Consider the following 22,019-nt stretch of genomic DNA (forward strand, 5'->3'; position numbering starts at 1 on the left):
TTGAGGTGCAGATTTTTTTATGGGTAAACACTACACAATCGAATTTAAATTACAGGCTCTCCAACCTATTTTGAATGGAAAAATGAGTATTAGAGAAGCTGCGCGTTTTTACAATATTCCTTCCAACACCCTAGTCGGGACATGGTTGAAACGGTTTGAAAAAAGTGGCATAAAAGGACTTATTCCCCGTAAACCATCAGGACGACCGCCGATGAAACCCAAATATGCAAAAATGCCACCGCCACCCAAAACTGAAGAAGACCGTTTACGCCTGAGAATTTTACAGCTTGAAGCGGAGGTGGCCTACCTAAAGGAGTTGAGAAGGCTCAGACTTCAGGACGAAGCCGAGCAACGGAAATTATCCAAAGGTTAAGAACATGCTATCCGTTAAAATGGCTTTTAGGCTTTGCACAGTTAGCGCGTAGTACGTTTTTTGCGAAACTTCAGATTAAACCGGATAAGGATGAGTTGTTGAAAAAGGCCATTAAACGCATCAAAGCCAATCATCCTGATTATGGCTACCGACGAGTTCATGCCAGCTTGCCAGGCGTGAATCATAAAAAAGTTCAACGTTTAATGCAGACACTTGGGCTTCAAGTGCAGTCAAGAAAAAGCAAGAAATTTACGACCTATCGAGGCACGATAGGGGGATTGCACCGAATCATCTTGAACGCGATTTTAGTGCAACGGCCCCGAAACAAAAATGGGTGACCGATATCACAGAGTTTAAGGCGAAAGATGGGAGTAAAGTCTATTTATCTCCAATTTTAGACTTATTTAACAATGAGATAGTCTCCTATAATCTCAGCTATTCCCCAAACTGGGCACAAGTAGAGGACATGTTAATGCAAGCCGTCAAAGGATTAAATAAAGCTTGTGGTGTCATTTTGCATTCAGACCAAGGCTGGCAATATCAAATGGTAGCTTATCGTCAAATCTTGGCTGAACATGGCATCATTCAAAGTATGTCGAGAAAAGGGAATTGCTTGGACAATGCCGCGATGGAAAGTTTCTTTGGGCGATTAAAAACGGAATGTTTTTATGGTCGGGAATTTAACAGTAGAGAGGAGATAGTTGATGCTGTCAGAGATTATTTGGATTACTATAATCACCGACGGATTCAACTAAAATTAAAAGGACTGAGTCCGATACAATATCGAAAACAATCCTTTAAATAACAGTCTAACTTTTTGGGGTCAGATCATTTTTTAGGGATTTTTTATGAATTAATAAGGATTACCACCAGCCAAGTAGTTTCATCCATAATCCACCGACACCAAACCAAATAACTAATGAGAGGATAGAAACAATAAAGCTCACCCCCACCATTGACCGGTTGAGTTATAACCTGAACCGTATAAAGCAGGGCCAGGACCGCCTGCGTATTGCGTTAAGCTCATGGATAATGTTGAGGTGTAACCTAAACCAATTGCAGCAATGATTGGTGGTGTACCCACAGCGATAGCCGCTGCCACGAAAGCGAGATACATTGCGGAAATATGCGCCATGGCTGAAGCAAAGAAATAGCGGGTATAGAAATACACCAACACTAAAATAGTAAAGGCTACTGGCCAACTGAAACCGCCCACAGATGAGGAAATGTGGGTGGAAATCCAAGTGATTGCACCGTATTTATTAAGTGCATTTGCCATCATCACCAATACCGCAAACCAGAACATCGTATCCCATGCGGTGGTTTCTGCCACGATATTTTTCCAGCTCATAATATTGGTTAATAATAAAATTACTAAACCGATAAATGCAGAAATCGTTGCAGGGATATGGAAGACTAAATCACCCACCGTCCATAGGAATAAAAGAAGAATAAAGTCTAGGGCAAGAATCCATTCTGCTTTGCTCATTGGGCCCATGCTTTTTAATTCTTCACGTGCCATTTCTGCCATTTTAGGCGTATCTTTTAATTCTGGCGGATAGATTAAATACACGAAATAAGGCAAGACGATTAAGCTCACAATACCTGGTACGATTGCCCCTAAGAACCATGTCATCCAAGTAATTTCTACACCTTGGCTTTTCGCAAGTTCTGCAATTAACGGGTTACCTGCCATGGCAGTTAAGAACATGGTACAAATAATTGTGTCAATTTGAGAGACAACAATCGCTAAGAATGCACCTGCACGACGAGCAGTTGGACCTGGTTTTGATTCATACGCATCAGCAATAGATTGCATAATAGGGTACATAATACCGCCTCCACGCGCAGAAGCTGAAGGAATACCCGGACCGATAACAACATCAGCCAACGCCATACCATAGGCCACACCCATCATTTTTTTACCAAAACGACCAACGAAGTACAGCGCGATACGTTTACCTAAACCGGTTTTAATCACCGCGCGAGATAAAAACATGGCAATAGCAATCAACCAAATTGTGCCGTTCGCAAAGCCGGATAACATGCCGACATCACCTTGTTTTGGTGAAATTGGTGTAAGTCCAGTCAAACCACTAATCACCAAGGCAACTAGCGTTGCTGCACCCATAGGCATTGCTTTAGCGATAATAGCCACAATGGTTGCCACAAACAGCGCTAGCATTCCCCATGCTTTTGCAGATAAACCTTCTGGTGTTGGGATCAACCAAATCCCTAAACCAATAATGACGGCAATCAGCAGCCCTTGCCATTTAAAGCCAAGTTTGACTTCTACTGCTGGAATTTTACTTTCCATAGGATAGCTCCTAGATAAATAATAAAAATAACGCATCACACATAACAACCGTGACGCAATCGATTAAACAGCGATCATAAAGATACCACTTATTTAGTATGAGTAAAGATTTAAGAGATGTTTTTTATAAAATTTGATGAAAACTTGATGCAGATTAAAAAATAACTTTAAGAATGAAGAAATCGATTCACGCGTTCAAGCACGGCTTTTCTCACGTTATCCTTTTCAAAAAGGATTTCATGTTTTGCTTGAGGTACAAGCATAGATTCTGCATGTGGGAAAAGTGCGGTCAATTTTTCAAGATTTTTGTTATCCACTATCTTTTCCTTTTCTGCTTGTAGGATAAGTACAGGTGTTTCCACTCTTGGAATGATTTTAGGGAGCGCTTTTATTGCATTTAAACACAAATGTACCCAACGGAATGTCGGGCCGCCTAAGTGAATAGCAGCGCGTTTTCGATTAACTCGATTCATCCATTTCATTCGCGTTTTAGAATGGCTAAGTTCATTAAGGTTTAAATCTGCTGGTTTGTAATGTCCTTTACCAAAAACATAGCGATGACCTTGACCAAATGCCATCATCGTTGCAATGATGACTTCATCTCGTAATGGATGTTTCATGGGAACACCAAAGAAAGGCGAAGAAAGCACTGCCTTTTTAATATGATGATCGTAATTGGCTAGATAATAGGTGGAAATCAAAGCGCCGAGGGAGTGCGCAAGAATATATTGCGCTTGATAAGCATAAAGTGCAGTCGTTTTTTCAATGATTTTTGCCATATCATCGGTATAAAAACGAAACTCATCTAAATGCCCTTTTTGAGGAATAATACGCTGTGAATAGCCTTGTCCTCGATGATCAAAAAGCAAAACATCATAACCTTGTTGGTAAAAGTCGTAAGCCAACTCAGTCCATTTCAGCATATTTTCTGCTCGGCCATTCACCAAAATCATCAATTTTCTGACCGCACTTTCAGGCTGAACTAAATGACGATAAGCCAATTTGATATTTCGTTCACCAGAAAGATATTGCGTCGGAAATTGCTCAAAAAAAGGCAATAACTCTGCAAGAGCAAATTGATGAAAATGGGGTTCTCTGATCATAATTTTCTAATGAAAAGGGCGTAGTGAATACGCCCTTTGTCGTGAAAGTAAACTTATGCCACCAATTGTTTTAAGATACGACGAACTGGCTCTGCAGCACCCCATAATAATTGGTCACCCACAGTAAAGGCTGCCAAATATTCAGGCCCCATTGCCAATTTACGTAAACGACCAACCGGTACGCTTAATGTACCTGTTACTTTAGCTGGGGTTAATTCACGTAATGTGGTTTCTTTGTCATTTGGAATCACTTTCACCCATTCGTTGTGAGACGCTAAAATTTGTTCAATTTCTTCTAATGGTAAGTCTTTTTTCAGTTTGATAGTGAATGCTTGGCTATGGCAACGTAATGCACCGATACGTACGCATAAACCATCAACAGGAATTGGATTGTCGCTTAAACCTAAGATTTTGTTGGTTTCTGCATAGCCTTTCCATTCTTCTTTAGTTTGTCCCGTTTCTGGAAGAAGTTTGTCAATCCAAGGGATTAAGCTACCACCTAATGCCGCACCGAAGTTATCTGTTGGGAAGCTATCAGAACGCATTTCTGCAGTCACTTTACGTTCAATATCTAAAATTGACGAAGCAGGGTCTTTTAATTCACTTGAAACCGCTTGTTCTAATAAACCCATTTGTGAAAGTAATTCACGCATATTTTTTGCGCCAGCACCTGAAGCCGCTTGGTAAGTTGCCACAGAAATCCATTCCACCAAATCTTTTTCAAATAGACCGCCGATAGCCATAAGCATTAAGCTTACGGTACAGTTACCACCCACGAAAGTTTTAATGCCTTTTTTCAAGCCTTCAGAAATCACGTGTTGGTTTACTGGATCAAGCACGATAATTGCATCATCTTTCATACGTAGTGCAGAAGCGGCATCAACCCAATAGCCATCCCAACCTGTTGCTTTTAATTTTGGATAGACTTCATTGGTATAGTCGCCACCTTGGCAGGTTACGATAATGTCTAATTTTTTAAGTTCTTCAATGTCGAATGCGTTTTTAAGCTCACCCGCCTCTTTGCCTGCGAATACAGGGGCTTTTTGACCTGCTTGAGAAGTGGTGAAGAAAACTGGATTAATATTGGCAAAATCTTGCTCTTGCAACATACGATCCATTAATACGGAACCGACCATTCCGCGCCAACCGATAAAACCGACGTTTTTCATGAGTTTTTCCTTATTTTATGTTGTGTTGAATGGGTCTATTAATTACAGGCTTTATGCTACAAAATCAAGTTTTTTTAGAAAAAACAACTGATTTACTTAACTAACCACCAAGACTAAATCAACTGAATAATTAAAAGCTACCCCATAAATCATATTCATCTGAATGGGTAATGGTTACTTTAATAAATTCGCCTACTTTCACAGGCGTGCCACTTAGATTTTCAATATAAACTAAGCCATCAACTTCTGGTGCATCAGCTTTTGTACGGCCGATAATACCTTCGTCATCAATTTCATCCACAATTACATCAAGCGTTTGGCCAATTTTTTGTTTTAATCGTTCAGCCGAAATTTCTTGTTGTAACTGCATAAAGCGGTGGAAACGTTCTTCTTTTACATCTTCAGGCACTTGGTCGGCCATTTCGGTAGCTGGTGCTCCCTCTACCGGACTAAATTTGAAACAGCCCACGCGATCAAGTTGTGCTTCTTTTAAGAAATCCAATAACATTTGGAAATCTTCTTCTGTTTCACCCGGGAAACCTACAATGAAAGTTGAACGCAAGGTCAAATCCGGACAAATCTCACGCCATTGTTTGATACGCTCTAAAGTGCGGTCAATTTTTCCTGGTCTTTTCATCGCTTTTAAAATTTTTGGACTCGCGTGTTGCAATGGAATATCCAAATAAGGCAACAATAAACCTTCCGCTATTAATGGAATTAAATCATCTACGTGAGGATAAGGATAAACGTAATGTAAACGCACCCAAATACCTAATTTACCAAGCTGTTTACACAAGGTCATTAAGTCATTTTTAATTGGCATACCATTCCAGAAAGCCGTTTTCACGCCACCTTCTTTGCGTTGTGTATCCATCGCATAAGCTGAAGTATCTTGTGAAACGACCAACAATTCTTTCACACCCGCGTCAGCAAGACGTTTTGCTTCATCCAATACTTGCGTGATAGAGCGACTTTCTAAATCCCCACGTAATGAAGGGATTATACAGAATGTACAACGATGATCACAGCCTTCTGAGATTTTCAAATAAGCGTAGTGTTTTGGTGTCAATTTCACCCCTTGTTTTGGTACAAGGCTGGTGTAAGGATTATGCTCTGGTTTAGGAACATACTTGTGTACTTGTGCCATTACCGTTTCATAACTATGCGGACCGCTCACTTCCAATACTTTCGGGTGAACTTGGCGAATTTGATCTTCTTTCGCACCCAAGCAGCCGGTCACAATCACGCGTCCGTTTTCTTCCAACGCCTCTCCAATGGCTTCTAGAGATTCTTGCACGGCACTATCAATAAAGCCGCAAGTATTCACAATGACCAAGTCTACATTTTCGTAACTTGGCACAATATTATATCCATCTGTACGTAATTCGGTCAGAATACGTTCGGAATCCACTAAATTTTTAGGACACCCTAAACTTACAAAGCCAATATTCGGCGTTGATTTTTGCATAAATTTATTCTCAGCTATATCTTTCAAAGCTCTAGATTTTACTCAATTTCAAGCCGAAAGGCGATAAATTAAAGGTAAATTGATTGTAAATTTGCCCATTAAAGTCCTTTTTTCAGGTAGAATAACGCCCGTTTTTTTTATTTACTCATATTCATTATTAACATGGAAAATTCTTTTCTTTTTTCGACCGCTCTTGAACAGACGGCTTATTTACTTATCCTAGGGAAAATGCTACTTGCACTTGTACTTGGCGGGATTATCGGCTTAGAACGTGAACTTAAACACAAACCGGTTGGCGTCAAAACCTGTGCCATTATTGCGGTGACGACTTGTGTACTGACGATTGTATCCATTCAAGCCGCAGAACATTATGCGCAAGTTTCAGATAATATTCGAACTGACCCTATGCGACTTGCCGCACAGGTAATCAGTGGTATTGGTTTTTTAGGTGCAGGGGTAATTTTACACAAGAAAAATGATGCTATTTCTGGCTTAACCACTGCAGCCATTATTTGGGCTGCGGCGGCTATCGGTGTGGCAACAGGTGCAGGCTTTATTTTTGATGCCATTATTGCCACTTTAATGATTTTAATCGCTATCCGTATTAGCCCGATTGTGCAGCGTTATGTTCGCCGTAAAACCTATAAAAAGCGTACTCGCTTGGCTATTCAACTGAGCTCTGCAAACGGCATCAGTAAAGTGACAGATTTATTATTGAAACATGATTACCGCATTGAAAATATCTCAGTCAAAGACCAAGCAAGTGGCGAAGTTCGCTTGCAAGTTCGATGCTACAACATTGATAATGAAATGCTAAAAGATGTCTATACGCTGTTAAAAACAGAAGATGAAGTACTGAGTGTGGATGTAGAAAATTAAAATAACACATTACTTCTATCGTAAAACCACTACTTGCTAAACATATAGTTAAATTGGATAACATCATGAATTTACAAGATAATTTCGAGCAGCATACGCCGATGATGCAGCAATATCTCAAGTTAAAAGCAGAAAATCCTGACATTTTGTTATTTTATCGAATGGGGGATTTTTACGAGCTTTTTTATGATGATGCAAAAAAAGCGGCGGCGTTGTTAGATATTTCTTTAACGAAACGTGGGCAATCAGCAGGTAATCCAATTCCCATGGCGGGCGTGCCTTATCATGCGGTAGAAGGTTATTTAGCAAAATTAGTGCAGTTAGGTGAACCAGTAGCCATTTGTGAGCAAGTGGGTGATCCCGCCACATCAAAAGGCCCAGTTGAACGCAAAATTGTGCGAATTGTGACACCAGGTACGGTAAGTGATGAAGCGCTTTTACCAGAACGCCAAGATAACTTAATTGTGGCGGTTTATCAGGAAAAAGAAAAATTCGGTCTAGCCACATTAGACATGACGTCTGGTCGTTTCCAGCTTTGTGAACCTCATTCAAAAGAAGCCTTACAAGCTGAATTACAACGTATTAATCCCGTAGAATTACTTTATTGTGAAGATTTTGCTGAAATGGCCATTATCGAACCTTATAAAGGTCTACGTCGTCGCCCAATTTGGGAATTTGAGCTTAGTACGGCTATTTCCGAACTTAATCGTCAATTTGGTACGAAAGATTTACGTGCATTTGGTGTAGAAAAATCACCTCTTGGCTTGGCAGCAGCAGGTTGTTTATTGCAATATGCAAAAGAAACACAACGTGCTTCTCTTCCACACATTCAAAGCATTAGTGTTATTCAAAATAACGATAATATTCAATTAGATGCCGCAACACGCCGAAATTTAGAACTCACTCAAAATCTTGCAGGTGGCACAGAAAACACACTGGCTTCAGTATTAGATAAATGTGTTACGCCAATGGGTAGCCGTTTGTTAAAACGTTGGATTCATCAACCTATCCGTCAAACAGACATTCTATTAAAACGCCAAAAAACCATTGGTGAAATTATTGAGCAAGATTTATATCACGAATTGCAGCCTTATTTGCAACAAGTGGGGGATATGGAACGGATTCTTGCTCGTGTAGCACTGCGTTCTGCACGTCCTCGAGATCTCACGCGTTTACGTACCGCATTAGAACAAATTGAACCGATAAAATCACTGATTCATACAAAAATATCGTCAAATTTGACCGCACTTTCTGCACAAATTGATGATTTTTCCGCGCAAATCGAGCTACTTCAAAAAGCAATTATTGAAACTCCTCCATTATTAATTCGCGATGGTGGCGTTATTGCTGAAGGCTATCATGCAGAATTAGATGAATGGCGAACCCTTTCCGCTGGCGCAACGCAATATTTAGAAAATTTAGAACAACGCGAACGAGAAAGCACAGGTATTGATACCTTAAAAATTGGCTTTAATGCGGTGCATGGTTATTACATTCAAATTAGCCAAGGACAAGCCCATAAAGCACCAATTCATTATGTTCGTCGTCAAACCTTAAAAAATGCCGAGCGCTATATTATTCCTGAATTAAAAGAATACGAAGATAAGGTTTTAAAATCAAAAGGGGTGGCGCTTGCTTTAGAAAAGCAACTTTATGATGAATTGTTTGATTTATTATTACCACATTTAGGTCAATTACAATTAGCCAGCTTGGCATTGTCTGAATTAGATGTGTTAGTTAACCTCGCAGAGCGAGCAGAAACCTTAAATTATGTTGCTCCACAATTTAGCGATGAAATTGGTGTAAAAATTGAAAATGGTCGTCATCCTGTAGTGGAACAAGTCTTAAAAGACCCATTTATTGCTAACCCTGTTAACCTCAATCAGCAGCGTCATTTACTGATTATTACTGGCCCAAATATGGGCGGTAAAAGTACCTATATGCGTCAAACCGCTTTAATTACATTAATGGCGTATATAGGCAGTTTTGTGCCGGCTGATAGCGCGGTTATTGGGCAAATAGATCGTATTTTTACTCGAATTGGTGCCTCTGATGATTTAGCCTCGGGTCGTTCTACATTTATGGTAGAAATGACCGAAATGGCTAATATTCTTCATCAAGCCACTTCGCAAAGTTTGGTTCTTATTGATGAAATTGGACGAGGCACTTCTACTTATGATGGGCTTTCTTTAGCTTGGGCTTGTGCTGAATGGTTGGCGAAGAAAACTCGTTCACTTACATTATTTGCGACTCATTATTTTGAACTCACTGCACTGCCAGAACAAATTGAAGGCATTGCTAATATTCATTTAGATGCATTAGAACATAACAATACCATCGCCTTTATGCACGCGGTTCAAGACGGTGCGGCAAGTAAAAGTTATGGCCTTGCTGTTGCAGCACTGGCTGGTGTGCCTCAATCTGTCATTAAACTGGCGAAGCAAAAATTGCATCAATTAGAAAAATTGTCGGCACAAAATGGTGATCAACAAATTCAACATTTAAGAGCGTTAAATCAACATCAAGGTGAATTGGCTTTTGAAGCAGAACCGGATGCTTTACGCGAAGCCATTGAGCAACTTGATCCAGATGAGTTAAGTCCAAAACAAGCCTTAGCTTATCTGTATCAATTGAAGAAAATGCTGTAAGAAATAAAAAGAGCGGTCAAAAAATTCATTGTTTTTTATGACCGCTCTTTTATTTTCACTAATTTCTTAAAATCTCATAGATTTCAGAATCTTTTCTATCGAGATAATGGATGGATTGGATTTTACGAATGGTGCGTGATTTACCACGAATTAATAAGGTTTCTGTAGTTGCCAAGTTACCACGGCGGGAAATCCCTTTGAGTAATTCACCGTGCGTAATTCCCGTTGCAGCAAAAACAAGATTATCATCACGTACTAAATCTTCTAATTTTAAGATTTCATTGACCTTCACACCTAAGGCTTCACAACGTTGAACTTCTTCAGCGGCAATTTTACGGTTTTCTTCTGTATCGCCTTTCACTTCATTACGTGGAATAAGACGAGCTTGCATATCCCCACCTAATGCACGAATTGCAGCGGCAGCTGCCACACCTTCAGGTGCACCACCAATGCCATAAACCATATCCACTTCAGCATCCGGTAAACAACATAAAACCGAAGCAGCAACATCACCATCTGGAATGGCCATCACGCGAATACCTAGATTATGCATTTGCTTAATCACTTCATCATGACGTGGTTTAGCGAGTACCATCACGGTTAAATCCGATAAGGATTTACCTAAACGAGAAGCCACACGGCGAAGGTTTTGTTCAATCGGTAAACTTAAATCAATCATGCCTTTCACTTCAGGGCCGACAACCAATTTTTCCATATACATATCAGGCGCTTTTAAGAAGGTACGTTTACCACCAGCAGCCAACACTGAAATGGCATTTGATTGGCCCATAGCGGTCATTCTTGTACCATCAATCGGATCAACCGCAATAGAAACGAGCTCGCCATTACCTGACCCCACTTTTTCGCCAATATAAAGCATTGGTGCTTCGTCAATTTCCCCTTCACCAATCACAATTTCACCGTCCATATGGATTAAATTCAGCATATAACGCATGGCTTTGACTGCCGCATCATCTGCCGCATTTTTATTACCACGCCCAAGCCAAGTATAAGCCGCTAACGCAGCTGCTTCGGTTACTCTTGAAAATTCAATAGCTAATGCACGATTCATTTTTTTCTCCCAATACAAAAAGTCTCGTTATTTTATCATTAAGCAAACGTTTGCATAATAATTTTTGACAAGAGGCTTTTAAAAATAGGATTAAGTGGGTAGAATAAAGCCGTTTCGGACTTATTTTAAAAAAGGAAATCACTATGTCTTTAGAAATTTTAGATCAGCTTGAAGAAAAAATTAGACAAGCAGTAGAAACCATTCAATTACTTCAACTTGAAGTGGAAGAATTAAAAGAACAAAAAAATCAATCTCAACAAGCGGTAGAAGCGTTGCAGCATGAAAATGAACAACTTAGAAATGAACACCGCAACTGGCAAGAACACATTCGTTCATTGTTGGGTAAATTCGACAACGTATAATGACTATAAAGGCTTAGAAAATCTAAGCCTTTTTTCTTATTAGGAAACAATATGAATATTTGCGTGATTTCAGGCAGCACATTAGGCAGCGCTGAATATGTGGCGGAACATTTAGAAGATGTGTTAAAAACACAAGATTTTTCTACCGCACTTTTCCACGGACCAGAACTTGATGATGTGATTGATGAAAATATTTGGTTAATTGTCACTTCAACACATGGTGCAGGTGAATTACCTGATAATTTGAAACCACTCTTTGAACAAATTGCGGCATCAGATAAAGATTTCTCTTCCCTCCGCTTTGCCGTTGTAGGCTTAGGTAATTCAGATTACGATACATTCTGTTATGCCGTGAATAAAGTCGAAACACAATTAAGTGAAAAAAGTGCGGTCAAAATCTGCGAGAGTTTAAAAATCGATGTCTTGCACGTTGATGATCAAGAGCAATTTGCTGAAGATTGGTTACCACAATTTATTCATGCACTTTAATCATAATAAAGCGATAATTTGAGTTTATCGCTTTTTCTTTATCCGTTATCCAAAAAAATCACCTGTGGATAACTTTAATAAAACCTGTCAAAAACTTGTTCTTTTCCACTGATTAAATATGATGATTGTTTTAACTGTGGATAAAATTAAAGGTTATCCACAAGAAAAAGCCTCCAAACTGATGACATTTCAACACAGTCTAAAATGATCTAACTTCTTCATTTAAAAAAGGAAAAGGATCTTATTAACAAGGTAAAAGGATCGTAATAGTAACAATAATAAGATCTTTATATATAAATAGATCTTATCTTTATTACCTCTCGATCTTCTCTTATCACAGATTGAATTCTTGCTTTCAAGCACACGTAATTTTCAGTAGAATAGCGCCTATTTTTAGATCGAAGATCAAATAGAAGACAAAGAGAGAGATATGTTTTACACTGAAAATTATGATGTGATCGTCATTGGAGGCGGTCATGCTGGTACAGAAGCGGCATTAGCACCAGCACGCATGGGATTAAAAACCCTGTTATTGACACATAATGTCGATACTCTAGGACAAATGTCATGTAACCCAGCCATTGGCGGCATTGGTAAAGGCCATTTAGTAAGAGAAATTGATGCGATGGGTGGTCTTATGGCTCACGCAGCGGATAAAGCCGGTATTCAATTTCGTACTTTAAACAGCAGTAAAGGGCCTGCTGTACGTGCAACTCGTGCTCAAGCTGACCGTGTGTTATATCGTCAAGCGGTACGCATCGCACTAGAGAATCAACCAAATTTAGATATTTTCCAGCAAGAAGTGACCGATATTTTAATTGAGCAAGATCGCGTTTCTGGTGTAGAAACCAAAATGGGGCTTAAATTCCGTGCTAAATCAGTTATTTTAACTGCCGGTACTTTCTTAGCGGGTAAGATCCATATTGGTTTAGAACATTATGAAGGAGGCCGTGCAGGTGATCCGGCATCCGTTACACTTTCTCATCGTTTACGTGATTTGAATTTACGTGTAGATCGTTTGAAAACGGGTACACCGCCGCGTATTGATGCACGCACGATCAATTTCGATATATTGGCTAAACAACATGGTGATGCCGTATTACCGGTATTCTCTTTTATGGGATCAGTAGATGATCACCCTCAACAAATTCCTTGTTATATCACCCATACTAATGAACAAACCCATGAAGTGATCCGTAATAACTTGGATCGCAGTCCAATGTATACCGGCGTGATTGAAGGGATTGGTCCACGTTATTGCCCATCCATTGAAGATAAAGTAATGCGTTTTGCAGATCGTAATTCACATCAAATTTATTTGGAACCAGAAGGCTTAACCAGTAACGAAGTGTATCCAAACGGGATCTCTACCAGTTTGCCGTTTGACGTGCAAATGGGCATTGTGAATTCTATGAAAGGTTTGGAAAAAGCTCGCATCATTAAACCAGGTTATGCCATTGAATATGATTATTTTGATCCACGCGATTTAAAACCAACATTAGAAACTAAAGCTATTTCTGGTTTATTTTTTGCGGGTCAAATTAACGGTACAACCGGTTATGAAGAGGCGGCGGCACAAGGCTTATTGGCGGGGATTAACGCAGGTCTTTACGTACAAGAGAAAGAGGCATGGTATCCACGCCGCGATCAATCTTATACTGGCGTATTGGTTGATGATCTTTGTACACTTGGTACCAAAGAACCGTATCGTGTATTCACTTCTCGTGCAGAATACCGTTTGTTATTACGTGAAGATAATGCGGATATTCGTTTAACGCCAATTGCCCATGAATTAGGTCTAATTGATGAGGCTCGCTGGGCTCGCTTTAATCAAAAAATGGAAAATATTGAACAGGAACGCCAACGCTTACGCAGCATTTGGTTGCATCCGCGTTCTGAATATTTAGAAGAAGCGAATAAAGTACTTGGCAGTCCACTTGTGCGTGAAGCCAGCGGTGAAGATTTATTACGCCGTCCAGAAATGACCTACGATATTTTGACTTCTTTAACGCCATATAAACCGGCAATGGAAGATAGAGAAGCTGTAGAACAAGTGGAAATTGCTATTAAGTATCAAGGCTATATTGAGCATCAACAAGAAGAAATTGAAAAACAAAAACGCCACGAAAATACAGCTATCCCGGCTAACTTTGATTACAGCAAAGTGTCAGGTTTATCTAATGAAGTACGTGCGAAGTTAGAACAGCATCGTCCAGTGTCTATTGGCCAAGCGAGCCGAATTTCAGGTATAACGCCTGCTGCTATTTCAATTATTCTGGTTAATTTGAAAAAACAAGGCATGCTGAAGCGTAGGGAATAAGGTTTTCTGTGTTTGAAAGTAAAAGTGCGGTGTATTTTCACCGCATTTTTTTATATTACAAATTAAAAAGATGTAATTAGTAGGCTAAATTTTTGTTGAAATAAAAACACTAAGGATTTTAACCGCGCTTTCAAGTAGAATGACTATAAACAGACAAGATAAATAGAAAAATGAAATCAAAACTCGAAAATTTACTCGCTCAAGCAGAAATTCAATTAACCGATCTACAAAAAGATCAGCTGATTCAGTTGGTACAATTACTCAATAAATGGAACAAGGCCTATAATTTAACCTCTGTACGTGATCCGCAAGAGATGTTAGTAAAACATATCTTGGATAGTATTGTTGTTAGTCCTTATTTACAAGGGGAGCGTTTTATAGATGTAGGAACGGGTCCAGGCTTGCCAGGACTGCCTTTGGCCATTATTAATCCTACCAAGCAATTTGTCTTGTTAGATAGTTTAGGTAAACGTATTAGCTTCATTCGAAATGCAGTACGTGAATTAGGACTAACAAATGTAGAACCTGTTCTTAGCCGTGTTGAGGAATACCAACCTGAACAAAAATTCGACGGTGTATTAAGTCGTGCATTTGCTTCGTTAAAAGATATGACAGATTGGTGTCATCATTTGCCAAAAGAAAATGGGTATTTTTATGCTTTGAAAGGCATTTATCACGAAGATGAAGTTCAAGAATTAGACAAAAAATTCGAAGTAAAAGACGTGATTACTTTGAATGTCCCTGAACTTGTAGGTGAGCGACATTTAATCGTTTTACGATAAAACACACTTTTTTTACGGCTATTTTGTTAATTATTTTTTAAAATTGTGATTTATTTAACATTTTTTAGTGGTTTAAAAGTTGAAACTCTTTGTAGCACGGGTATAATTAGACAGTTTTTGTATTTTAAAAAATAAAATAATGTCTAAGGTTTTAACACAGGTTAAAAATCGATATCAAAAGGCGATAATCATTGAATCGGTTTGTCTTGTTGTTTTGGGGTTATTCCTTGCAATTTGGCAACGCCAAAGTGCGGTAGATTTTAGCTACGGTTTTTTAAGTGCCTTTTTGCCTTTTTGTACATTCATATTTATCATTTTTTACAGAAAACAAAATTTTTCAACAAAACTGACTGCACTTTATCGTGCTGAAGCAATAAAGTTTATTTTAACGATGGTTTTTATCATTATTGCCATCAAATGGTTATTCGTTATCAATTTTATTGCGTTTTTTGTTGGTTTTTTATTGGCATTAGTGCTGAATAATATTATTCCACTTATTCTCAATAAAATTTAACTTTGGGTTATTCTTCAGAACAAAGGATCGATTATGTCTGGACAAACTTCAATTGAATATATCCAACACCATTTAACTTATCTTACAGCAGGTGAAGGTTTTTGGACGTTTAATCTTGATACGTTTTTCTTCTCTGTGTTGTGTGGTTTCCTTTTCTTAGCTATTTTTCGTAAAGTGGCTAAAAAAGCAACAGCAAGTGTACCGAGTAAACTACAATGTGCTGTTGAAATGGCTGTAGAATGGATTGATGGTGTAGTAAAAGAAAATTATCACGGTAAACGAGATGTGATAGCGCCGTTGGCTTTAACCATTTTCGTATGGGTGATGATTATGAATACTATTGATTTGGTACCTGTGGATTATATTCCCCAGTTGTTTGCTATTATTACAGGTGAACATCATATTCCTGTACGAGCTGTGCCGACTACGGATATGAATATGACATTTGCAATGTCGATTTCAGTATTTGTATTGATCCTTTTTTATACGATTAAATCTAAGGGTATTAAAGGTCTTGCAAAAGAATACACTTTACACCCTTTCAATCATTGGGCATTTATCCCTGTTAATCTTCTTCTTGAATCCGTGACGTTGATCTCAAAGCCTGTTTCATTAGCACTTCGTTTATTCGGAAATATGTATGCTGGTGAGCTGATCTTTATTTTGATTGCCGTGATGTATTCAGCCAATGCGTTTGTGGCTGCACTGGGTGTGCCATTGCAGTTGGTGTGGGCGATTTTCCATATTTTGGTTATCGCATTACAAGCCTTCGTCTTTATGATGCTTACTGTGGTTTACCTGAGTATTGCATATAATAAAGCGGAACATTAATTTTTATTTTTTATTTAACAACTCAACTCTCAACAACGGAGAAAATTTATGGAAACTGTAATTAGTGCAACAATCATTGCTTCTGCGATTATGCTTGCTTTTGCTGCGTTAGGTACTGCAATTGGCTTTGGTCTTCTTGGCGGTAAATATCTTGAGTCTGCCGCTCGTCAGCCTGAATTAGCTAATTCACTACTTACTAAGATGTTTATTGTTGCAGGCCTTCTTGATGCGATTGCGATGATCGCGGTAGGTATCGGTTTATATTTCGCATTCGCAAATCCATTTGCTGCATTATTAGGTTAATAAACAACAAATTTCCTAATTAACGAAGGAGGTATGTTGTGAATATTAATGCAACATTAATTGGTCAAACCATCGCCTTTATTATTTTTGTATGGTTTTGTGTGAAATTTGTTTGGCCACCAATTATTAATGCGATTGAAACTCGTCAAAGTCAAATTGCGAACGCTTTAGCGTCAGCTGAAGCAGCTAAAAAAGAGCAAGCAGATACGAAAAATCTTGTTGAACAAGAACTTTCAGCTGCAAAAGTACAAGCTCAAGACATTTTAGATGCTGCGAATAAACGTCGCAATGAAGTATTAGACGAAGTGAAGGCAGAAGCCGAAGAACTAAAAGCAAAAATTATTGCTCAAGGTTATGCTGAAGTAGAAGCAGAACGTAAACGTGTTCAAGAAGAATTACGTGTTAAAGTGGCTTCATTGGCAGTGGCTGGTGCTGAGAAAATTGTGGGTCGTTCTATTGATGAAGCGGCAAACAATGACATTATTGATAAATTAGTTGCAGAGTTATAAGAGGCTTAGCTTATGTCAGAATTAACTACAATAGCTCGCCCTTATGCAAAAGCTGCATTCGACTTTGCCATTGAACAAAGTGCGGTCGAAAAATGGACTGAAATGTTAGGTTTCGCTGCAGCCGTAGCTAAAGATGAAACGGTAAAAGCTTACTTAAGTAGTTCTCTTTCTGCACAGAAATTAGCTGATACAGTAATTTCTATTTGTGGCGAACAATTGGATCAATATGGGCAAAATCTTATTCGGTTAATGGCTGAAAATAAGCGTTTGAGTGCGATTCCTACCGTGTTTGAAGAATTTAAACATTATGTAGAAGAACACCAAGCTATTGCAGAAGTTGAGGTAACTTCCGCACAACCATTGAATGCAACACAAATCGAAAAAATTGCAGCTGCAATGGAAAAGAGATTAGCTCGCAAAGTGAAATTAAATTGCAATGTAGATAGCTCACTGATTGCCGGTGTGGTTATTCGTACTGAAGACTTTGTGATTGACGGAAGTAGCCGTGGGCAACTTGCTCGTCTCGCAAATGAGTTGCAATTATAAGAGGAATACAAGATGCAACTAAATTCAACTGAAATTAGTGAATTGATTAAAAAACGCATCGCTCAATTTGACGTGGTGAGCGAAGCCCGTAATACAGGGACTATTGTTTCTGTAAGTGACGGGATTATTCGTATTCATGGCTTAAGCGATGTGATGCAAGGCGAAATGATCGCCTTACCAGGCAACCGTTACGCAATGGCACTTAACCTTGAACGTGATTCTGTTGGTGCGGTAGTAATGGGCCCTTACGCAGATTTAGCGGAAGGTATGGAAGTACAATGTACTGGCCGTATTCTTGAAGTACCAGTTGGTCGTGGTTTATTAGGTCGTGTGGTAAATACACTTGGTCAACCAATCGATGGTAAAGGTGAAATTGAAAACGATGGTTTCTCTCCTGTTGAAGTGATTGCACCAGGTGTTATCGATCGTAAATCTGTTGATCAGCCTGTACAAACCGGTTATAAAGCGGTTGACTCCATGGTTCCAATCGGTCGTGGTCAACGTGAGTTAATCATCGGTGACCGTCAAACTGGTAAAACAGCATTAGCAATCGACGCTATCATTAACCAACGTGATTCAGGTATTAAATGTATCTATGTAGCGATCGGTCAAAAAGCTTCGACTATTGCAAACGTAGTGCGTAAATTAGAAGAGCACGGTGCACTTGAAAACACTATCGTTGTTGCGGCATCTGCATCTGAATCAGCTGCTTTACAATATTTAGCACCTTATGCTGGTTGTGCAATGGGTGAATATTTCCGTGATCGCGGTGAAGATGCGTTAATCGTTTACGATGACTTGTCAAAACAAGCCGTTGCTTATCGTCAAATTTCATTATTATTACGTCGTCCACCAGGTCGTGAAGCATATCCAGGTGACGTATTCTATCTACACTCACGTTTACTTGAACGTGCAGCACGTGTAAATGAAGAATACGTAGAAAAATTTACTCAAGGTGCAGTAAAAGGAAAAACAGGTTCTTTAACCGCTCTTCCTATCATTGAAACTCAAGCGGGTGACGTTTCTGCATTCGTTCCAACCAACGTAATTTCGATTACCGATGGTCAGATTTTCTTAGAATCTAACTTGTTTAACTCTGGTATTCGTCCAGCGGTAAACCCTGGTATTTCGGTATCTCGTGTGGGTGGTTCTGCACAAACTAAAGTAGTGAAAAAATTAGCTGGTGGTATCCGTACCGCATTAGCTCAGTATCGTGAATTAGCGGCGTTTGCTCAGTTTGCATCTGACCTTGATGATGCTACACGCAAACAACTTTCTCATGGTGAAAAAGTCACTGAATTATTGAAACAAAAACAATATGTACCGCTTAGCGTAGCAGAACAATCTGTGTTGCTTTTCGCGGTTGAGTTTGGCTATTTAGAAGATGTGGAATTGCAAAAAATTGCAAGTTTTGAAGCCGCACTTTTAGATTACGCTCGCCGTAACCACAGCGAGTTTATGGCTGAATTGACCAAAACCGGTAATTACAATGATGAAGTTAAAGCATCATTGAAAGCGATTTTGGATAACTTTAAAGCCAACAGCGCGTGGTAAAAGTAACGGAGAAATAAGATGGCAGGTGCAAAAGAGATAAAAACCAAAATTGCCAGTGTTCAAAGTACACAAAAAATTACTAAGGCAATGGAAATGGTGGCAACCTCGAAAATGCGTAAAACGCAAGATCGTATGGCTGCTTCTCGTCCGTATTCTGAAACAATACGAAATGTTATCAGCCACGTCTCTAAAGCAACTGTTGGTTATAAACACCCATTTTTAATTCAACGCGAAGTAAAAAGAGTCGGGATCTTAGTGGTCTCGACTGACCGTGGAATGTGTGGTGGTTTGAACATTAACTTGTTTAAAACCGTAATGACAGAAATCAAACAATGGAAAGATAAAGGCGTTACTGTTGAATTGGGCTTAATTGGTTCAAAAGGTATCAGCTTTTTCCGCTCATTAGGATTACCTGTTCGTGCACAACTTTCCGGTTTGGGTGATAATCCGACAATGGAAGACTTAATTGGTGTTGCAAACGGTATGTTTGGTAGCTATAAAGACGGAGAAGTAGATGCAGTTTATATTGCCTACAATAAATTCGTTAATACAATGGCGCAAAAACCTGTTTATCAACAATTAATCCCATTACCGGCATTAGAAACCGATAATTTAGAGAAAAGACAAAGCACCTGGGATTACCTTTACGAGCCAGAGCCAAAAGTCTTATTAGACAGTTTGCTTACTCGTTATTTGGAATCACAAGTGTATCAATCTGTGGTAGATAACCTTGCTTCCGAGCAAGCTGCTAGAATGGTAGCAATGAAAGCGGCAACTGATAATGCAGGTAATTTAATCAATGACTTGCGATTAGTTTACAATAAAGCCCGTCAAGCAAGTATTACAAATGAATTAAACGAAATCGTCGCCGGCGCGGCAGCGATTTAATGAAAGAGGAACGGTAATGTCAGCAGGAAAAATTGTACAAATCATCGGTGCGGTGATTGACGTTGAATTCCCACAAGATGCAGTACCAAAAGTTTACGATGCATTAAAAGTTGAATCAGGTTTAACCCTTGAAGTTCAACAACAATTAGGTGGCGGTGTAGTTCGCTGTATCGCATTAGGTACATCTGACGGCTTAAAACGTGGCTTAAAAGTAGAAAATACGGGTAACCCAATTCAAGTTCCAGTAGGGACTAAAACGCTAGGCCGTATTATGAACGTATTGGGTGAACCAATCGATGAGCAAGGTGAAATTGGCGCGGAAGAAAATTGGGCTATCCATCGTCCAGCACCAAGCTACGAAGAACAATCTAATAGTACGGAATTATTAGAAACTGGTATCAAAGTTATCGACTTAATTTGTCCATTCGCAAAAGGTGGTAAAGTGGGTCTATTCGGTGGTGCGGGTGTAGGTAAAACCGTTAACATGATGGAATTAATCCGTAATATCGCGATCGAACACTCAGGTTACTCTGTTTTTGCGGGTGTAGGTGAGCGTACTCGTGAAGGTAACGACTTCTATCATGAGATGAAAGATTCTAACGTATTAGATAAAGTATCATTGGTTTACGGACAAATGAATGAGCCACCAGGTAACCGTTTACGTGTTGCGTTAACCGGTTTAACTATGGCTGAAAAATTCCGTGACGAAGGTCGTGATGTATTATTCTTCGTGGATAATATCTACCGTTATACCCTTGCTGGTACTGAAGTGTCTGCGTTATTAGGTCGTATGCCATCTGCGGTAGGTTACCAACCGACATTAGCAGAAGAAATGGGTGTGTTACAAGAACGTATCACTTCAACCAAAACAGGTTCTATCACCTCTGTACAAGCGGTATACGTACCTGCGGATGACTTAACTGACCCATCTCCGGCAACAACCTTCGCGCACTTAGACTCAACAGTTGTATTAAGTCGTCAAATTGCGTCTTTAGGTATTTATCCTGCGGTTGACCCATTAGATTCAACTTCACGCCAATTAGACCCACTCGTTGTTGGTCAAGAGCACTATGATGTAGCGCGTGGCGTACAAGGTATCTTACAACGTTATAAAGAATTGAAAGATATTATCGCAATTCTTGGTATGGACGAGTTATCTGAAGATGACAAACTTGTGGTAGCACGTGCACGTAAAATTGAACGTTTCTTATCACAACCATTCTTCGTTGCTGAGGTATTCAACGGTACTCCAGGTAAATACGTTTCTTTAAAAGAAACTATCCGCGGCTTTAAAGGTATTTTAAACGGCGAATACGATCATATTCCAGAACAAGCGTTCTACATGGTCGGTACAATCGACGAAGCGCTAGAAAAAGCCAAAAATATGTAATCACTTCAAGTCATTTGAAGGAGAACAAAAATGGCGACATTTAACCTAATAATAGTCAGCGCAGAGCGAAAAATCTTTGAAGGTGCTGTGAAACAAATCCAAGCAACAGGTGTGGAAGGTGAACTAGGTATTTTACCAAACCACACTCCTTTGATGACGGCGATTAAGCCTGGGATTGTTAAATTTACCCTTGAAGATGGCAATGAAGAAGTTATCTATGTTTCGGGCGGCTTCTTAGAAGTTCAACCTAAAGTAGTAACGGTACTTGCCGATGTTGCAATTCGCGGTAGCGAGTTAGATGCAGATCGTATTCGTGAAGCGAAACGTAAGGCGGAAGAAAATATTGTGAATCACGCAGTTGATGTAGATCATGATTTACTTGTAGCTAAACTTTCTAAAGAATTAGCGAAACTTCGTGCTTACGAACTTACTGAAAAACTCGTTAAATCAAAACGATAAGATAATGATAATAAAAAAGAGCGGTTATTTTGACCGCTCTTTT

The 22,019-nt window shown here is 39.3% G+C and carries 20 protein-coding genes and 2 pseudogenes; 17 read left to right on the forward strand and 5 right to left on the reverse strand.

All coding sequences use genetic code 11. From position 1 onward, the window contains the following. Nucleotides 1-19 precede the first annotated feature (19 nt). Both DX522_RS05590 and DX522_RS05600 read left to right on the forward strand, forming a co-directional pair. Complete coding sequence (locus tag DX522_RS05590) at nt 20-373, forward strand: helix-turn-helix domain-containing protein (protein ID WP_115180098.1); 354 nt, start codon at nt 20-22, stop codon at nt 371-373. A gap of 131 nt (nt 374-504) precedes the next feature. Further along, nucleotides 505-1,178 (forward strand): annotated as a pseudogene (locus tag DX522_RS05600) (IS3 family transposase); the annotation flags it as partial. Nucleotides 1,179-1,236: 58 nt separating this feature from the next. Here the strand turns inward: DX522_RS05600 and DX522_RS05605 are convergent. The 4 genes and pseudogenes from DX522_RS05605 to rimO form a co-directional block, all read right to left on the reverse strand. Further along, a pseudogene (locus DX522_RS05605) lies at nt 1,237-2,690 on the reverse strand (DASS family sodium-coupled anion symporter). A 167-nt stretch (nt 2,691-2,857) separates the two neighbouring features. Then, the gene (locus DX522_RS05610) at nt 2,858-3,793 is read right to left on the reverse strand and encodes an alpha/beta fold hydrolase (RefSeq protein WP_115180100.1); all 936 of its coding nucleotides are present in this window, start codon (nt 3,791-3,793) and stop codon (nt 2,858-2,860) included. 53 nt (nt 3,794-3,846) lie between these two features. Beyond that, nucleotides 3,847-4,962 (reverse strand): aspartate-semialdehyde dehydrogenase, encoded by a 1,116-nt coding sequence (asd, locus tag DX522_RS05615; protein ID WP_115180101.1) that lies wholly within the window; start codon nt 4,960-4,962, stop codon nt 3,847-3,849. A gap of 130 nt (nt 4,963-5,092) precedes the next feature. Further along, entirely contained in the window at nt 5,093-6,430 is a 1,338-nt protein-coding gene (rimO, locus tag DX522_RS05620; RefSeq protein WP_115180102.1) for a 30S ribosomal protein S12 methylthiotransferase RimO, read from the reverse strand. Nucleotides 6,431-6,592: 162 nt separating this feature from the next. Here rimO and DX522_RS05625 point away from each other — a divergent pair, with 162 nt between their 5' ends. Next, the gene (locus DX522_RS05625; RefSeq protein ID WP_014064479.1) at nt 6,593-7,309 is read left to right on the forward strand and encodes an MgtC/SapB family protein; all 717 of its coding nucleotides are present in this window, start codon (nt 6,593-6,595) and stop codon (nt 7,307-7,309) included. 65 nt (nt 7,310-7,374) lie between these two features. Further along, nucleotides 7,375-9,957: a DNA mismatch repair protein MutS gene (gene mutS, locus DX522_RS05630; RefSeq protein WP_115180103.1), complete on the forward strand. Its 2,583-nt coding sequence runs from the start codon at nt 7,375-7,377 to the stop codon at nt 9,955-9,957. Nucleotides 9,958-10,015: 58 nt separating this feature from the next. On the opposite strand, the gene glpX is transcribed toward mutS, so the two are convergent. Next, nucleotides 10,016-11,029: a class II fructose-bisphosphatase gene (glpX, locus tag DX522_RS05635; RefSeq protein WP_115180104.1), complete on the reverse strand. Its 1,014-nt coding sequence runs from the start codon at nt 11,027-11,029 to the stop codon at nt 10,016-10,018. A gap of 143 nt (nt 11,030-11,172) precedes the next feature. Here glpX and DX522_RS05640 point away from each other — a divergent pair, with 143 nt between their 5' ends. The 13 genes from DX522_RS05640 to DX522_RS05700 all read left to right on the forward strand — a co-directional run bounded on the left by DX522_RS05640 (nt 11,173) and on the right by DX522_RS05700 (nt 21,976). Next, a complete protein-coding gene (locus tag DX522_RS05640; RefSeq protein ID WP_014064476.1) occupies nt 11,173-11,391 on the forward strand; it encodes a cell division protein ZapB in 219 nt (72 codons plus the stop codon). A 51-nt stretch (nt 11,392-11,442) separates the two neighbouring features. Beyond that, a complete protein-coding gene (gene mioC / locus DX522_RS05645) occupies nt 11,443-11,880 on the forward strand; it encodes an FMN-binding protein MioC (protein WP_115180105.1) in 438 nt (145 codons plus the stop codon). A gap of 430 nt (nt 11,881-12,310) precedes the next feature. After that, nucleotides 12,311-14,200, forward strand: coding sequence for a tRNA uridine-5-carboxymethylaminomethyl(34) synthesis enzyme MnmG (gene mnmG, locus DX522_RS05650; protein ID WP_115180106.1), 1,890 nt, complete (start codon nt 12,311-12,313; stop codon nt 14,198-14,200). Between the two features lie 170 nt (nt 14,201-14,370). Further along, nucleotides 14,371-14,982: a 16S rRNA (guanine(527)-N(7))-methyltransferase RsmG gene (gene rsmG, locus DX522_RS05655; RefSeq protein ID WP_115180107.1), complete on the forward strand. Its 612-nt coding sequence runs from the start codon at nt 14,371-14,373 to the stop codon at nt 14,980-14,982. A 139-nt stretch (nt 14,983-15,121) separates the two neighbouring features. Continuing rightward, nucleotides 15,122-15,496, forward strand: coding sequence for an ATP synthase subunit I (locus tag DX522_RS05660; RefSeq protein WP_049364250.1), 375 nt, complete (start codon nt 15,122-15,124; stop codon nt 15,494-15,496). Between the two features lie 33 nt (nt 15,497-15,529). Then, nucleotides 15,530-16,327: a F0F1 ATP synthase subunit A gene (gene atpB, locus DX522_RS05665; RefSeq protein ID WP_115180108.1), complete on the forward strand. Its 798-nt coding sequence runs from the start codon at nt 15,530-15,532 to the stop codon at nt 16,325-16,327. Nucleotides 16,328-16,375: 48 nt separating this feature from the next. Next, nucleotides 16,376-16,630 carry a F0F1 ATP synthase subunit C gene (atpE, locus tag DX522_RS05670; protein WP_005632219.1) on the forward strand — a complete coding sequence of 85 codons (255 nt, stop codon included), beginning with the start codon at nt 16,376-16,378 and terminating at the stop codon, nt 16,628-16,630. Nucleotides 16,631-16,668: 38 nt separating this feature from the next. Then, entirely contained in the window at nt 16,669-17,139 is a 471-nt protein-coding gene (gene atpF, locus DX522_RS05675) for a F0F1 ATP synthase subunit B (RefSeq protein WP_049364248.1), read from the forward strand. A 12-nt stretch (nt 17,140-17,151) separates the two neighbouring features. Then, complete coding sequence (atpH, locus tag DX522_RS05680; RefSeq protein ID WP_115180109.1) at nt 17,152-17,685, forward strand: F0F1 ATP synthase subunit delta; 534 nt, start codon at nt 17,152-17,154, stop codon at nt 17,683-17,685. A 12-nt stretch (nt 17,686-17,697) separates the two neighbouring features. Then, the gene (atpA, locus tag DX522_RS05685) at nt 17,698-19,239 is read left to right on the forward strand and encodes a F0F1 ATP synthase subunit alpha (protein ID WP_005699265.1); all 1,542 of its coding nucleotides are present in this window, start codon (nt 17,698-17,700) and stop codon (nt 19,237-19,239) included. Nucleotides 19,240-19,257: 18 nt separating this feature from the next. Then, on the forward strand, nt 19,258-20,127 hold the full coding sequence (gene atpG, locus DX522_RS05690) for a F0F1 ATP synthase subunit gamma (RefSeq protein WP_049364246.1): 870 nt from the start codon (nt 19,258-19,260) through the stop codon (nt 20,125-20,127). Between the two features lie 16 nt (nt 20,128-20,143). Then, nucleotides 20,144-21,517, forward strand: a complete 1,374-nt coding sequence (atpD, locus tag DX522_RS05695; RefSeq protein WP_049364245.1) for a F0F1 ATP synthase subunit beta — start codon at nt 20,144-20,146, stop codon at nt 21,515-21,517. Between the two features lie 30 nt (nt 21,518-21,547). Then, a complete protein-coding gene (locus DX522_RS05700; RefSeq protein WP_005699104.1) occupies nt 21,548-21,976 on the forward strand; it encodes a F0F1 ATP synthase subunit epsilon in 429 nt (142 codons plus the stop codon). Nucleotides 21,977-22,019 lie beyond the last annotated feature (43 nt).

Source organism: Haemophilus parainfluenzae (assembly GCF_900450995.1).
Lineage (GTDB): Bacteria > Pseudomonadota > Gammaproteobacteria > Enterobacterales > Pasteurellaceae > Haemophilus_D > Haemophilus_D parainfluenzae_O.

What these genes read in the sequence shown, in the direction of transcription:
- DX522_RS05590 (WP_115180098.1), top strand. Translation starts at nt 20, where the DNA reads ATGGGTAAACACTACACAATCGAATTTAAATTACAGGCTCTCCAACCT.
- DX522_RS05610 (WP_115180100.1), bottom strand. Translation starts at nt 3,793, where the DNA reads ATGATCAGAGAACCCCATTTTCATCAATTTGCTCTTGCAGAGTTATTG.
- asd (WP_115180101.1), bottom strand. Translation starts at nt 4,962, where the DNA reads ATGAAAAACGTCGGTTTTATCGGTTGGCGCGGAATGGTCGGTTCCGTA.
- rimO (WP_115180102.1), bottom strand. Translation starts at nt 6,430, where the DNA reads ATGCAAAAATCAACGCCGAATATTGGCTTTGTAAGTTTAGGGTGTCCT.
- DX522_RS05625 (WP_014064479.1), top strand. Translation starts at nt 6,593, where the DNA reads ATGGAAAATTCTTTTCTTTTTTCGACCGCTCTTGAACAGACGGCTTAT.
- mutS (WP_115180103.1), top strand. Translation starts at nt 7,375, where the DNA reads ATGAATTTACAAGATAATTTCGAGCAGCATACGCCGATGATGCAGCAA.
- glpX (WP_115180104.1), bottom strand. Translation starts at nt 11,029, where the DNA reads ATGAATCGTGCATTAGCTATTGAATTTTCAAGAGTAACCGAAGCAGCT.
- DX522_RS05640 (WP_014064476.1), top strand. Translation starts at nt 11,173, where the DNA reads ATGTCTTTAGAAATTTTAGATCAGCTTGAAGAAAAAATTAGACAAGCA.
- mioC (WP_115180105.1), top strand. Translation starts at nt 11,443, where the DNA reads ATGAATATTTGCGTGATTTCAGGCAGCACATTAGGCAGCGCTGAATAT.
- mnmG (WP_115180106.1), top strand. Translation starts at nt 12,311, where the DNA reads ATGTTTTACACTGAAAATTATGATGTGATCGTCATTGGAGGCGGTCAT.
- rsmG (WP_115180107.1), top strand. Translation starts at nt 14,371, where the DNA reads ATGAAATCAAAACTCGAAAATTTACTCGCTCAAGCAGAAATTCAATTA.
- DX522_RS05660 (WP_049364250.1), top strand. Translation starts at nt 15,122, where the DNA reads ATGTCTAAGGTTTTAACACAGGTTAAAAATCGATATCAAAAGGCGATA.
- atpB (WP_115180108.1), top strand. Translation starts at nt 15,530, where the DNA reads ATGTCTGGACAAACTTCAATTGAATATATCCAACACCATTTAACTTAT.
- atpE (WP_005632219.1), top strand. Translation starts at nt 16,376, where the DNA reads ATGGAAACTGTAATTAGTGCAACAATCATTGCTTCTGCGATTATGCTT.
- atpH (WP_115180109.1), top strand. Translation starts at nt 17,152, where the DNA reads ATGTCAGAATTAACTACAATAGCTCGCCCTTATGCAAAAGCTGCATTC.
- atpA (WP_005699265.1), top strand. Translation starts at nt 17,698, where the DNA reads ATGCAACTAAATTCAACTGAAATTAGTGAATTGATTAAAAAACGCATC.
- atpG (WP_049364246.1), top strand. Translation starts at nt 19,258, where the DNA reads ATGGCAGGTGCAAAAGAGATAAAAACCAAAATTGCCAGTGTTCAAAGT.
- atpD (WP_049364245.1), top strand. Translation starts at nt 20,144, where the DNA reads ATGTCAGCAGGAAAAATTGTACAAATCATCGGTGCGGTGATTGACGTT.
- DX522_RS05700 (WP_005699104.1), top strand. Translation starts at nt 21,548, where the DNA reads ATGGCGACATTTAACCTAATAATAGTCAGCGCAGAGCGAAAAATCTTT.